The following is a 12,784-nucleotide window of genomic DNA, read 5'->3' as shown; positions in this document are numbered from 1 at the left end:
ATGGACCTCCCAGTGATGCCTCCGGTGACGCCGATGCTGGCCAAAGCGGCTGCGAAGATCCCGAATGATCCGGGTGCCTCGGCGTGGTCACACGAGCCGAAATGGGACGGGTTCCGGGCGATCATCTTTCGGGACGGCGATGAGGTCGTCATCGGCTCCCGCGGGGGCAAGGACTTGGGGCGCTACTTTCCAGAGCTTGTCGAGGCGGCGCGAGAAGAGCTGCCGGACAGGGTCGTTGTCGACGGCGAGATCGGGGTGCAGGCGGTGTTCGACGGGGTCCGCAGGCTCAGCTGGGACGCCCTCTCGATCCGGATCCATCCGGCGAAGTCCCGGGTCGACATGCTCGCCGAACAGACGCCGGCGATGTTCATCGGCTTCGACGCACTGGCAACTCGGGACAAAGATCTGACCAAGGAGCCGTTCTCGGTGCGGCGCGAAGCGCTTCTCGAAGCCATCCCGGGTGCAGGACGTTGTCGCGTGAGCCGGGTGACCACCGATGCCGATCTGGCGCAGAACTGGTTTTCCGAGTTCGAAGGGGCAGGACTCGACGGTGTGGTCAGCAAGCGCCTCGATGGACTCTATGTGCCGGGCAAACGAGAGATGATCAAGGTCAAACACAAGCGCAGCGCCGACTGCGTGGTGATCGGTTACCGCGTCCACAAGAGCGGCACCGGACTGGGCTCGATGCTCCTCGGGCTTTATGCCGACGGTGAACTGCGCATGGTCGGCGGTGCGGGTGCGTTCTCCGACGCGAAGCGGATCGAGCTGCAGAAGCTACTCGAACCGATGCGACTGGACCCCGACAACGTCGCAGAGGGCGAGCCGAGCAGGTGGAAGGAAAAGGGTTCTGCGCAGTGGATCCCGATCAGGCCCGAGCTGGTGGTCGAGGTCGGTTACGACCAGATGGAAGGACCACGCTTTCGGCACACCGTGCAGTTCGTACGGTGGCGCCCCGACCGCGACCCCGAGAGTTGTGGCTACGAGCAGCTGGAGGTCCCGTTGACCTACGACCTGTTCGATGTATTGGAGGGACAGGACTGATGGCCAGATCACCCGCCGAAGAACTCGACGTCGACGGCACCGCCGTCCGGTTGTCCAACCCTGACAAGATCTACTTTCCGCAGCTCGGTGAAAAGGGCGGCCGCAAAAGAGATCTGGTCGAGTACTACCGCACCGTCGCAGTCGACGGCGCCCTGTTGAACGCGCTGCGCGACCGGCCGACATTCCTTCAGCGGTTTCCCGACGGCATCGAGGGGGAGGAGATCTACCAAAAAAGGGTCGCGGCAAAACGTCCCGAGCATGTGCAATCGACGTCGATCACCTTCCCGTCCGGGCGCAAGGCCGATGCCATCCGCACCACCAGCGCGCCGGACATCGTCTGGGCCGCGAACCTGGGTACGGTCACGTTCCATCCGTGGCCGACGATCGCGCCGGACAACGACCATCCGGATCAGCTGCGCATCGATCTCGATCCACAACCGGGGACCGACTTCTCCGATGCCCGCCGCGTCGCTATCGACGTGTTGCGGCCGCTGCTCGACGAGCTCGGGTTGCACGGCTATCCCAAGACCTCGGGCGGTCGCGGGCTACACGTCTATGTGCCGATCGAGCCCAGGTGGGACTTCATCGTGGCCCGCCGCGCGGTGATCGCACTGGCCCGTGAGCTGGAACGTCGTGACAGTTCCTCGATCACCACGTCGTGGTGGAAGGAGGAGCGCGGGGAACGGATCTTCATCGACTTCAACCAGAACGCGCGTGATCGCACCATCGCGGCCGGTTACTCGGCGCGGCGCACCCCGACCGCGACCGTGTCGACCCCGGTGAGCTGGGAGGAATTGGTCGATGTCGATCCGCTCGACTGCACCATCGCCACCGTTCCGGCGCTGCTCGCGCGTCGCGGTGATCCGATGGCCGACATCGATTCGCGCCGCGGCAGTCTCGACTCACTGATCGAACTCGTCGAACGGGACGAGCGCGACGGGCTGGGAGACATGCCGTACCCGCCGAGTTATCCGAAGATGCCGGGGGAGCCCAAGCGGGTGCAACCGTCCAAGGCGCGGCCGGAGGAACCTGGCGACGACTAGCAAGACAGGGGTGGGCGGTGGGCCGACACCCAGCGGGAACACCTTCCAGCTGACACAATCCGCCCATGGAACTGCTCCTTCTGGTGCTGGTGGGCGCCGTTATCGTCACCGCGCTCGCGGATCGCCGTGGCATGCAACCGGCCTTGATCATCCTGGTGGTCGGACTGCTCATCTCGTTCATTCCCGGGTTGCCGCGGGTGGAACTCGAGTCCCATATCCTGCTGACGGTTGTCCTGCCGCCACTGCTGTATTCGGCGGCTCTCGGCTTTTCCTTCCCGAGCTTTTTGCGCAACATCAAGCCGATTCTCGGCCTCGGGGTCGCGATGGTGGTCGTCACGGCCTTCACCGTGGGATTGGTGGCGACCCTGTTCATCCCCGAGTTCACGTTCTTGCTGGCGTTGCTGCTCGGTGCGATCGTGGCGCCCCCGGATGCGGTGACGGCGGTCGCCATCGGACGAAAGCTGGGTCTTCCCAGGCGCGTCATGGCGATCCTCACCGGGGAGTCACTGGTGAACGATGCGGCAGCGCTGTCGCTGTTCGCGATCGCGGTGTCGCAGATCGCGGGTACCCACTCATTCATCGGAAACCCGTTGCTGCTGTTCGGTTACAACGCGGTCCTCGGTCCCATCGTGGGTGTGGTCATGGGATTCGGGACGCTGTGGATCCGCCGACACCTCAAGAACCCGGCGCTGGAAACGGTCCTCGGTTTCGTGGTGCCGTTCGCGGCCTTCGTCGCCGCCGAGTACCTGCATGCCTCCGGGGTGCTCGCGGTGGTGATCGCCGGATTCGTGGTGGGGTCGGGATCGGTACATGCCGGCTACCAGACCAGACTGCAGGAGCGATACGTCTGGAACTCGGTGGATGTTCTGTTGGAAGCTTTTGTGTTCGCCTACATCGGGTTACAGCTGCGATTCATCATCGATGACCTACGAGAGGCGCGTGAATCACTGGTCGGGGTCGCGCTGGCCTCGCTGGTGGTCCTGTTCGCCGTTCTCGTAACTCGGCCGCTCTGTGTATTCCTCATGTTCGGCCGCGGATTGCTGAGCAGTCACATGTCCAGCAATGCGGCGGAGCTGGAGATCTCCGCGGGGCCGCGGGCTCCGCGTCCGCGAAAAAAGACGACCGACAAACCCGATAAGGCCCCGCGCCGCTCGAGCGCGAAGGTGAAGTCGTGGCGGGACAAGATAGACCGCAGAAAGCTGACTTTCCAAGAGAGTCTGGTGGTTTCGTGGACCGGTATGCGCGGTGTGGTGACCTTGGCCGCGGCATCCGGTATACCGGCGACTCTGGAATCCGGTGAGCCGTTTCCGGAGCGATCGGCGATTCAGGCGATCGCGTTCGTGGTGGCCGTCGGGACGATTCTGATCCAGGGCACCACGCTGCCGTGGATGATCGCCCGGCTGCATCTGCATTCCGAAGAAGAGGAACGGTACGTCCAGCGCGAGACGTCGAAAGCAGAGAGCATCGTGCATTTTGCATCCGACGGCGTGATCGAGGATTTCGTCGCCTCGCCGCCAGATGGTCTCGACTCCTCCACCGTCGACTTCATTCGCACCACCGTCGCGAGGCAGTCTCGTGACGTCGAAGAGATGCCGGATCCCGACGCCCACACAGAACGGGCCGAGACCTTTGCGACGCTGTACCGCCGTGTGCTGCAGGCACAACGGGACGCGTTGATCGAGAGTCGCGACGCGGGCGACATCGACGATGAAGCCGTACGTGCGATGCTCGAACGTCTCGATCTGCAGGAGGCGGGTCTGTCAGCGCGGCTGGAGAGTCGCCTGTGAGTTGTCGGTCGTGGAGTGAATCAGTGCGCCGCGTCGAACGCTTCGATGATCGGGGCCGAAACACGACCGCGGGCATTGACCTCGTAGCCGTTCTCGCGAGCCCATTCCCGAATGACGGATACATCGCGGGAGGCCGGTGCGCCGCGGGAGGTGTTGCGGCCCTGTCGGACAGACTCGACACGGCGTGAGATCGACACATATTTCTCGAGCGACTCGTAGAACTCGTCGGCATGCTCCGGGGAGGTGTCGAACTCGTACTGCTTGTCGCCGAGTCCCCATCGGACGGTGACGAAATCATCGAGCACGCTGCCGTCGATGTCGTCGATGAATTGAACGATCTGTTTCCTAGCCATCGAGCCCCCAGTAGTTGCGCCATTTGTTGGACGTATCTGTCTCAACCGAGAACTATAGCAAAAGGGTCCGTAGGATCGCTGATTTCGATTCGGTGGTGAAATACATCGCCTGCGGTGACGGGGCAGGGGAATGTGCCCTCGAAGACCGGAACCGCTGGTCTGTATCTCTCCAGAAGTAAAGAAAACCGGCGCACACTGCTCGTGTACGCCGGTTCCGTCGTGCTCGTGGCGGAGCTACCGGGACGGCTTTCGAACCCTCTACAAGAGGTCGAGCGTGTGCTTGAGTACTTTGCTGACCTGCGGAAACGTCGGGAACTGGGTTAGTGATGGAGGCGAAGCGGATCGTCGGCAAGTTCGGCTTGGAAGACTTCGAGGCCGTGGAGGGCAGCGGAAGCCGATGGCTTGGTGTTCTGTCGCGATGGGTGCGCCAGTTGTCGATGGATGTTCCACGAGGTTCCCAGTACGTGAGATGAGGGGTTAGGGGAGGTTGTTTGCTGATCTGAGGATGCGTGTGGCGAGTCGGCGTTTCTCGAAGGTGACTACGGCGAAGTCGGAGCCGCGCAGCAATAGAAGAGGCGGGAGGGTCGTCAGCTCCGCATCAGGGCTGCCTGTCGTTTCCATATTCCATCGAACCAGGTCTAGGCCAGGCAGCAAATGCGCGGACGCGCTGTCGGGCAGTGCGGTTCCACTCAGACCGCCCATGTTTAGCCAAGCAGTAGGGGACTTGGCGCCTCGGTCTGTCTTTGGCGAGGTCAGGTTCAGACCGTTCGGACTACGGGCACGGGCGGGGCGACGTGACACGCTCCAACCCAGGTAGGGGTCAGCTTGCGCTCGGGTTTAGTGTATGCAATATTCTTCGCAGTGTTTGATCTTGAAATTCAAACGGGGGTCTTGATGTCTCAAGCTATGCGGATGTCTGCTGTCTTGGTCGCGGTGGCGGCTGCGGCAGTTTTAGGTTCAGGGGTGGCGTCTGCGACGCCGACGCCGCTGGAGTCCAAGCACGATTCGACGGTGACCGATGATGGCTGGCAGCTCGATCTCAATGCCACTGAGCTGGTTGCCAATCCGATGCACAATCTCGCCCAGAGTCCCTTTTCGCGGGAGGGTGAGTTCACCGCCAAGGTGGCCGGCACGATCGCGGGCAAGGGAACCGAGGCGGTTCAGGCGGCGATCGTCGAGCAGTATCTGATCGTTGGATGTCAGATCGACGTATCTTCCGGTGCGACAGTTGGTTTGACGGCCTCGGTGGGCCCGAACGTGGGCGTCTCGATCGGACCAACCGGGCCGTCGGCAAACCTGGGCGCATCGGCAAGCGTTGGACCGTCGGTACAGACGACGATCAAGCCCGGCACCATCACCGAGATACCTCTGGGTAAGAAGACGTTCCAGAAGGATCGGGCGTCGATCACCGCCAAGCGAGTCCACATCAAGGTGGATGGCTGCTGGGGACCGGTCAGTATCCGGTCCGGCGCGCGGATGTCGGTATCCACGGCGACTGCCGATGACACGTTGAACGTGTTTTCCGCACGTACCTGGCTGTAGCGGCTATCTCTGTGACGACTTCAGGGGACACCCCTATGTCAAAAACTGCTTGGGCGATCGGCCACCCCAAGTCGCGGCCTGTGCTCGCATTGTTGGCGACACTGCTGATGACAGCCTCGATGCTGGTCGCGATCGCTTTTGCCGGATCGGCGAACAGCGAAACGCCCGCCGAGCGATGCGCCCGCGAAACTGCCGCCTACCACGCGGCGTGGGTCGCCAGCTGGTCGGCCGCCAACCCGGGCAGCGACCCTTCTCAGGCGCCGCCACCGCCCGTGCCGCACGTGTGCCGAGACCCAGGTGAGGCACCAACCACGACGCCCACCAGCCCTGAACTTGTGGCTCCGGGCATCCCGACCACAGCACCCGAGATTCCGACCGGACCGAATGTCGGCGCTCACGCGCCGACCGATATCCCGGCGCCGGGTGCCACGCCAATCGTTCCAGTCCCAGGAGGGCCCCAAACCAGGAACGGCTTGGTGGATCTACCGACATTGTCGCTGCCTGATGTACTCGCCGACGCTCGGCACGACGCTGATGCCAATTACCCCACCAACGAGATACTTGGTACGTACGAGGACCAGTGCGGCAACCAAGTACCCCTTCGGCGCGGCTACTACAACGCGGGTACCGACAAGGGGAGGGGGTGGGACAAGATCTTCCACAAGCACAAAATGACCGAACGCGATGTCGTCAAACAAACCATCGAATCCCAGTGTGGAAAGCTCGATGAAAACGACACTCGGGGGCGGACGTTGATCTACGAAAAGCAGTTCTGGCGTAAGGAGTGCCATTCGATCAACGCGTGGCAAGTACGTTGCGAAGGCGTCCCTCCTCCGATCACGTTCAGGACAGTCGTGCAGATGGAAGGAACACTTCCCGGTGGGGAGCAGATTCCGGACGGAAAGCCACAGGGAGTGGTCACTGGATACTGTGTCGGGATGATCGAGTGCCCACAGTGGATGTCGAGCCGAGATCAGATCGACAAGGTCAATGGCATTTCGATGAACCCTGAGGACGAGGGCGGTCAGAGGCCGCCAGACGCATGATCATTCAGGTAGGCCGAATGCTCGAGGAGGGTGACATGGTGCCATCTGAATCCGTCGGTTGGGATGAGGTTGCACGTCGAGTGGCCGGCGAGGTGGAAGCGACCCTCGTTCAAGGACGCTCGTTCATTGCCGCGGAGGATGTCGAGCTGATTGCGTGCTGGTCGGAACGGTACGCCGTGATCGCGGTATTCCGTTCGCGGCATGAGCCTTTCGCCACACAGGGACTGAGGTTCGACATACGAGACGAAGCTGAGCATCCTGAAGGGATCGATGTGGCGGCGGTCGCGTATTCGATTGTCATGTTCGAGATTGTCGAGCCGAACCGTTACCCGGAAGTGCGCTCGTCAGACGCAGACGCGATTCACTGGCGCAGCATGCCGCCGAGCTCACCTATTCCGTCTTCAGCTCCCGCTTCGGTGGCTGAAATCAAGTCTCTAAGGGGCAGAAGCCGCGATGTCTAGATCACATAGAGCAGCTAGCGTCTTGTCTGTCCTTGCGCTATGCGCTGGGTTGGCGGGATGCGCCACGGACGGCAACGATCAGTTGGCCAGCGGCAGTAGCAGCGCCTATGCCGTGTCGCCGAGTAGTAGTAGCCCTCCCGTAGCGACCTTCTCCTACACGCCGGGGCCGGTGGTCGCGAGCGTCGACGGCGCAGAAGTTGCTCTCAGACCCTTCGGGTTCTCTCGGGGCGCTGATATCGCGAACGTTTCGATCGTCCAAGCAGGGGATGGATGCAATGGTGAGGCGTTCGGCGATAGCCCAGGTTCAGTGGTCGTCGTTGAACCGGGCGGCTGCCCCATCGATAGCAAGTATGCGAACTCCGTGAAGGCGGGCGCGTCAGGCCTGTTGGTCGCAGAGGTGGCTCCGCTTGACGAACAGGCTGGTCAGTGGAGTTCGCCGCCACTGACGATGACTGGCATTCCCGTGCTGTTCAGCACGTCGCCTGACTCGGCAGAGCTGTTGAAGAAGGGCGGTGCGGTCAGCATCCAGTTCGCTGCGTCAGTTGGAGAGAGCGAGAACTGAAGCTCTGTCTGCAAGAACGCGCGCCCGATCGTCCTAGTGCGCCTTCTCAATTCGTCACGTTCAGGTGAAATCCGGATGTTCTCGATTGGCTTCCATCTGGTGGATGAATCCTGTCCTTGGGATAGATCGTTGCCTCTAGATACGGAACCAGGGCCTTGAGTGAGCACAGCCATCTGGTTATACGGAGGGATGACGTTGCCCTTGGCGGCTGGGGCGGTGGTAGCCGGGGTGTCGGCTACCTTCCATACGCCGCTGCCGGGGCGCTTCTGTCCGTGGTTGCAGTCATTCCAATGGGTTCAGGCTGAACCAGGGCATGTTTGCGAAGCTCTTCCTCGACGAGGATGGAAGCGTTGAGTACGCCGACGTGCGCGCGCCGTTGGCGAGCATCATGACTATCGGCCCCGCCCCGGCCCCGGCCCCGGCCCCGACACGACGGTGGCGGCGCGGGCGAAGCCCGTCGTGGACAGGCTCTTGAATGAGGCCCGGGCTGCCGGATCTATAGGCGCTACCGAGCCCGAGCCCGAGCCCGAGCCGGAGGCTTGGAGTGGCGCGCTACTCAGCTTCACCGGACCAAAAAGAACCCGGCGCGCACTTACGTGCGCGCCGGGTTCGAATAACGACCACTTGGCGGAGGATAGGGGATTCGAACCCCTGAGGGCTATTAACCCAACCCGCGTTCCAGGCGAGCGCCATAGGCCACTAGGCGAATCCTCCGTCCGGCAGCCTACCGGTAATCCGGTGACCTCCCCAAACTCGCCTGCTCCAGGGCATGCCAGACGCAGCGCAGCGGGCTCGGGGAGTCGGTGGGTTTTCTCCCATGGATTGCGCCCGCTACACTCGACAACGGATCCCGCGCGGCGTGCATCCTGTGAACTCCCCCAGGGCCGGAAGGCAGCAAGGGTCAGCGGGCTCTGTCGGGTGCGCGGGGTCCCCTAATTTTGTTCGGAGCACTTGCGCCGTCGAGGGTGCCCGCGCCCACAACTACAGTTCCGGGGCGAGTGATGTTCCGGGCGAAAGGCCGACGTGAACTTCCACTCGATGAGTGCCAGCCAGCTGACCGCCACCCAGGCTGACCTGCGGGAGCAGTACCAGAAGCTCATCGAAGCCGGTCTCGCGCTCGACCTCACCCGTGGCAAGCCCTCGCCGGAGCAGCTTGATCTGTCGGCCGACCTGCTGTCGCTGCCGGGGGCCGATGTCTACCGCGACGCGAGCGGAACGGATTGCCGCAACTATGGCGGTCTGACCGGCCTGCCCGAACTCCGCGAGATCTTCGGTGAACTGCTGGGGGTACCCGCCGACAACCTGCTCGCCGGTGGAAACGCCAGCCTGGAGTACATGCATGACCTCGTGATCTTCGGGCTCCTGCACGGCACACCGGATTCGGCGACTCCGTGGGCGCACGGCCCGATCAAGTTCCTGTGCCCGTCGCCGGGCTACGACCGGCACTTCTCCATCGCGGAGTCCTACGGCATCGAGATGATCGCGGTCCCGATGAACCCCGACGGCCCCGACGTCGCGGTGTGTGCCGAACTCGTTGCGGCCGATCCCCAGATCAAGGGGATCTGGTGCGTGCCGACGTACTCCAACCCGACCGGCGCCACCTACAGCGACGAGGTCGCTCGCGCTCTGGTGTCGCTGCCGGCCGCAGCCCCTGACTTCCGGATCTTCTGGGACAACGCCTACGCGGTCCACACGTTGCTCGAGGCGCCGCCCGAGCCGATCGACATCCTCGGTCTCGCCGCGGACGCGGGCCACCCCAACCGGGTCTACCTGTTCGCCTCGACCTCGAAGATCACGTTCGCCGGTGCCGGCGTCGCCTTCTTCGGTTCGTCGGCCGAGAACCTTGCCTGGTATCAGCGCCACGCCGGTGTGAAGACCATCGGCCCGGACAAGCTCAACCAGCTGCGCCACCTGCGTTTCTTCGGCGACGCGAACGGTGTCCGTGAGCACATGGCCAAACACCGCGCCCTGTTGCTGCCCAAGTTCGCGCTGGTCATGGAGATCTTGTCCGACCGGCTGGGTGATGCCAAGGTCGCGTCTTGGACGGACCCTGAAGGCGGCTACTTCGTCAGCCTCGACGTGGTGGACGGCACCGCGCGCCGTGTGATCGAACTCGCCAAAGAGGCGGGGATCTCGCTGACCGGTGCGGGCTCGGCATTCCCGTACAAGAGCGACCCCGAGGACCGCAACATCCGCTTGGCGCCCACATTCCCCGGCATCGAAGAACTCCGTTCGGCGATGGATGGGGTGGCAACGTGTGTGTTGCTGGCTGCAGCGGACAAGTTGCTTGCAGAACAAATCTGACCCGACCCTGCCGCGCCCGGCCCTGATCGTCGGGGGAGCGGTGGTCCTCGGCTTGCTGGCCGTGTACCTGCAACATCTCGCGGTCCCGCTCGACACCCCGTACTGGGGTCTGTTCGGCAATCAACTCGACCTCGAGGTGTATCGCCAGGGCGCGCAGGCGGTGCTCGACGGCGATCGTCTCTACGAGGCGAAGTTCGTCGGAGTCATGGACTACACCTACGCCCCGGCATCGGTCGTCGTCTTCATACCCTTTGCGTTGATGACCGTCGAGATGGCGCGGGTGGTCTGGATGGCGGGCATCTTCATCGCGCTGTATCTCGTGATCGTCATGTGCTTCAAATACCTTGGTTACCAGATCAATTGGCCGATCCGTACGCTGTCGATCGCGTTGGTGCTGGTGAGCACGCTGATGGAACCGGTGCGCACCACCATGTGGTACGGCCAGATCAACGTCTTCCTGATGCTGCTGATCATGTGGGACCTGCTGCAGGGCAAACACAGTCGCGTTCGTGGGCTGGGTGTCGGTATCGCCGCCGGCATCAAGCTGACCCCGTTGATCTTCGTGCTGTATCTGGTGATCAACCGCAACTGGCGGGCAGTGTGGCTGGCCTGCGCCGGATTCGTCGGAACCATCGCGCTGGGTTTCGCGATCCTGCCCCGTGATTCGTGGCAGTACTGGACCGGTACGTTCATCGACTCCAAGCGTGTGGGTGCTCCCAACACCGTCGGGAACCAGTCGATCCGCGGCGCGCTGGCCAATCTGTGGCAGACCGAGCACCCCAACGCGCTGGTCTGGATCACTCTGGCGGTAGCCGCACTCGTGCTGGGGATGGTGGCCGCCTCCATGGCTCATCGGCGGGGCCACGAGTTGCTGGCGGTGACGATGGTGGGGATGACCGGGACGGTCGTCTCGCCGATGTCGTGGGGTCACCACTGGGTGTGGGTGGTCCCGTTGCTGGTCATCGGAGTGCACATGGTGCTGCAGTCGCGGCGGTGGGTGACCCTGCTGCTGTCCGTGTCAGCCGTGCTGGGTCTTCTGCTGGCGACGTTCGTCTGGCGGACCTATCGCGGATTCCCGGTCACCCAGATCGACCGTATGGTTCCTGACGCCTATTACACGGGCCTGTTCCACAAGTTCGGGATCTCGTGGCTGCGCTGGTTCACCTACGACCCGTACAACTGGGTTTTCGTGGTTGCCGCAGTCGCCGCCGTCCTGTGGTTGCGAATGCAGTCCCGCCCTGTCGTGCAGGCCGCTGTGGTCGAAGCGGGCTAGCATCCCTTCAGACGGGGTGTGAGGAGTGAAGGTGACAGCGGAGCAGGTGGGGGCCGGCGGCACGCAAGCGGTGGACCGGGTGCGGTTCCCGGCCGGCCCACTGGTGTTGGTGGCGTTCGTGGTGGGTGCACTGATCGCGGTGTATGTGCAGGTGAAGTTCATCCCTCTCGACACCAGACATTTCGGGCTCTTCAAGAACCAGGTCGACCTCGACGTCTACCGCGCGGGTGCCGAGCATCTGGCCGACGGCAGGCCGCTCTACGACATCCCGATGCTCAGAAATGGGCTTCTCTACACCTATACGCCGTTCTCCACGATCGTGTTCCAGCCGACCACCTGGGTGAGTGTCGGCATGGCTGTGAAGCTGTGGAGTGCAGCGATCTTCGTGGCCCTGTACTGGGTGGTCGTCGCGTCCTTCCGGAGCCTGGGCTATCGCGCCGACTGGCGCCTGCTGGTGGTGGCGGGGGCGATCGTCTGCATCTCGACGTTGATGGAACCTGTGCGGACGACGATCTGGTACGGCCAGATCAACGTGTTCCTGATGGCGATCGTGCTCGCCGACCTCCTGCGCCCCGATGGCAGCCGCCTGAAGGGGATCGGGGTCGGGATCGCGGCCGGCATCAAACTCACCCCTGCGTTCTTCATCCTCTATCTCGCCATCACCCGGCGATGGCGAGCTGTGACGGTGGCCATCGCGACCTTCGTGGCGACCGTCGTCATCGGCGCCCTCGTGACCCCGAGGCAGTCGTGGAATTACTGGACCGACCGGGTGATCAACTCGGGCCGGGTGGGACCGACCGACGCCCCGAGCAATCAGTCGATCAAGGGTGCGCTGTCCACCGTTTTCCACACCACGACACCGAGTGACGCGCTGTGGCTGGTGCTGTCCGCGGTCGCTGTGGTGCTGGGCCTGTCTGCGGCGTACCTGGCTTATCGGCACGGTCAGGAACTACTCGCGTTGTGCCTGACGGGGATGACGACCACCGCGGTGTCGCCCTTCACCTGGGGACATCACTGGGTGTGGTTCGTTCCGTTGCTGGTGATCGCGGTACATCTGCCCATCGCGGCGTGGCGCCGGGGCAGCAGGACGGCCGCCGGATGGTCGCTGCTCGCGGCACCCGCCCTGTTCGTCACCGTGTTCGTCTGGCGCAACTATCTTCCCGGTGGCGCGCTGGGTATGAAGCCGTTCTATGGCACCGGCATGTTCATGACCCCGTTCCCCGATTGGCTGCGCTGGTTCTCTGCGGCCCCGTATCTCTGGGTGTTCGGTGTGAGCGCCGTCAGCACGTTGATCGTGTGGGGACCAGGCGAAGTGCGCGCATGGCGCACGCGTGGTGCCGATGATCACGCGCCGGCTTCTGCCTGACGCCGC

At 63.3% G+C, this 12,784-nt stretch carries 11 protein-coding genes, 1 tRNA gene and 1 other RNA gene; 11 read left to right on the top strand and 2 right to left on the bottom strand.

Annotated features, from left to right (window positions below):
- From DFR67_RS15295 to DFR67_RS15285, 3 genes are all read left to right on the top strand, one after another.
- Positions 1-1,041, top strand: a complete 1,041-nt coding sequence (locus DFR67_RS15295; RefSeq protein ID WP_110470339.1) for an ATP-dependent DNA ligase — start codon at positions 1-3, stop codon at positions 1,039-1,041.
- Entirely contained in the window at positions 1,041-2,084 is a 1,044-nt protein-coding gene (locus DFR67_RS15290; protein ID WP_211325060.1) for a DNA polymerase domain-containing protein, read from the top strand. Before DFR67_RS15295 ends, DFR67_RS15290 begins: the two co-directional genes overlap by 1 nt.
- Before the next feature lie 65 nt (positions 2,085-2,149).
- The gene (locus DFR67_RS15285; RefSeq protein WP_110470338.1) at positions 2,150-3,871 is read left to right on the top strand and encodes a cation:proton antiporter; all 1,722 of its coding nucleotides are present in this window, start codon (positions 2,150-2,152) and stop codon (positions 3,869-3,871) included.
- Positions 3,872-3,891: 20 nt separating this feature from the next.
- Here the strand turns inward: DFR67_RS15285 and DFR67_RS15280 are convergent, their stop codons facing one another.
- On the bottom strand, positions 3,892-4,224 hold the full coding sequence (locus DFR67_RS15280) for a histone-like nucleoid-structuring protein Lsr2 (RefSeq protein WP_110470337.1): 333 nt from the start codon (positions 4,222-4,224) through the stop codon (positions 3,892-3,894).
- A gap of 906 nt (positions 4,225-5,130) precedes the next feature.
- Here DFR67_RS15280 and DFR67_RS15270 point away from each other — a divergent pair.
- The 4 genes from DFR67_RS15270 to DFR67_RS30530 all read left to right on the top strand — a co-directional run bounded on the left by DFR67_RS15270 (position 5,131) and on the right by DFR67_RS30530 (position 7,835).
- Complete coding sequence (locus DFR67_RS15270) at positions 5,131-5,766, top strand: MspA family porin (protein ID WP_110470335.1); 636 nt, start codon at positions 5,131-5,133, stop codon at positions 5,764-5,766.
- 35 nt (positions 5,767-5,801) lie between these two features.
- A complete protein-coding gene (locus DFR67_RS15265; protein WP_146240449.1) occupies positions 5,802-6,812 on the top strand; it encodes a hypothetical protein in 1,011 nt (336 codons plus the stop codon).
- A 35-nt stretch (positions 6,813-6,847) separates the two neighbouring features.
- A complete protein-coding gene (locus tag DFR67_RS15260; RefSeq protein WP_146240448.1) occupies positions 6,848-7,273 on the top strand; it encodes a hypothetical protein in 426 nt (141 codons plus the stop codon).
- 169 nt (positions 7,274-7,442) lie between these two features.
- On the top strand, positions 7,443-7,835 hold the full coding sequence (locus DFR67_RS30530) for a PA domain-containing protein (protein WP_158539967.1): 393 nt from the start codon (positions 7,443-7,445) through the stop codon (positions 7,833-7,835).
- Between the two features lie 625 nt (positions 7,836-8,460).
- Here DFR67_RS30530 and DFR67_RS15255 read toward each other — a convergent pair.
- Positions 8,461-8,549: transfer RNA gene (locus tag DFR67_RS15255), tRNA-Ser, on the bottom strand.
- A 128-nt stretch (positions 8,550-8,677) separates the two neighbouring features.
- Between DFR67_RS15255 and ffs the strand changes: the two genes are divergently transcribed.
- The 4 genes from ffs (at position 8,678) to DFR67_RS15235 (ending at position 12,778) form a co-directional block, all read left to right on the top strand.
- An RNA gene (ffs, locus tag DFR67_RS15250) (signal recognition particle sRNA small type) lies at positions 8,678-8,772 on the top strand.
- An 86-nt stretch (positions 8,773-8,858) separates the two neighbouring features.
- The gene (locus DFR67_RS15245; protein ID WP_110470332.1) at positions 8,859-10,139 is read left to right on the top strand and encodes an aspartate aminotransferase type Ic; all 1,281 of its coding nucleotides are present in this window, start codon (positions 8,859-8,861) and stop codon (positions 10,137-10,139) included.
- On the top strand, positions 10,123-11,412 hold the full coding sequence (locus tag DFR67_RS15240) for a glycosyltransferase 87 family protein (protein WP_245937970.1): 1,290 nt from the start codon (positions 10,123-10,125) through the stop codon (positions 11,410-11,412). Before DFR67_RS15245 ends, DFR67_RS15240 begins: the two co-directional genes overlap by 17 nt.
- A 31-nt stretch (positions 11,413-11,443) precedes the next feature.
- A complete protein-coding gene (locus DFR67_RS15235) occupies positions 11,444-12,778 on the top strand; it encodes a glycosyltransferase 87 family protein (RefSeq protein ID WP_245937969.1) in 1,335 nt (444 codons plus the stop codon).
- The last annotated feature ends 6 nt before the right edge of the window (positions 12,779-12,784 follow it).

The sequence above is a fragment of the Williamsia limnetica genome, assembly GCF_003217475.1.
Lineage (GTDB): Bacteria > Actinomycetota > Actinomycetes > Mycobacteriales > Mycobacteriaceae > Williamsia > Williamsia limnetica.
The sequence above is the reverse complement of the archived record's forward strand: the minus strand, read 5'-3'. Positions and strand labels throughout refer to the sequence as shown.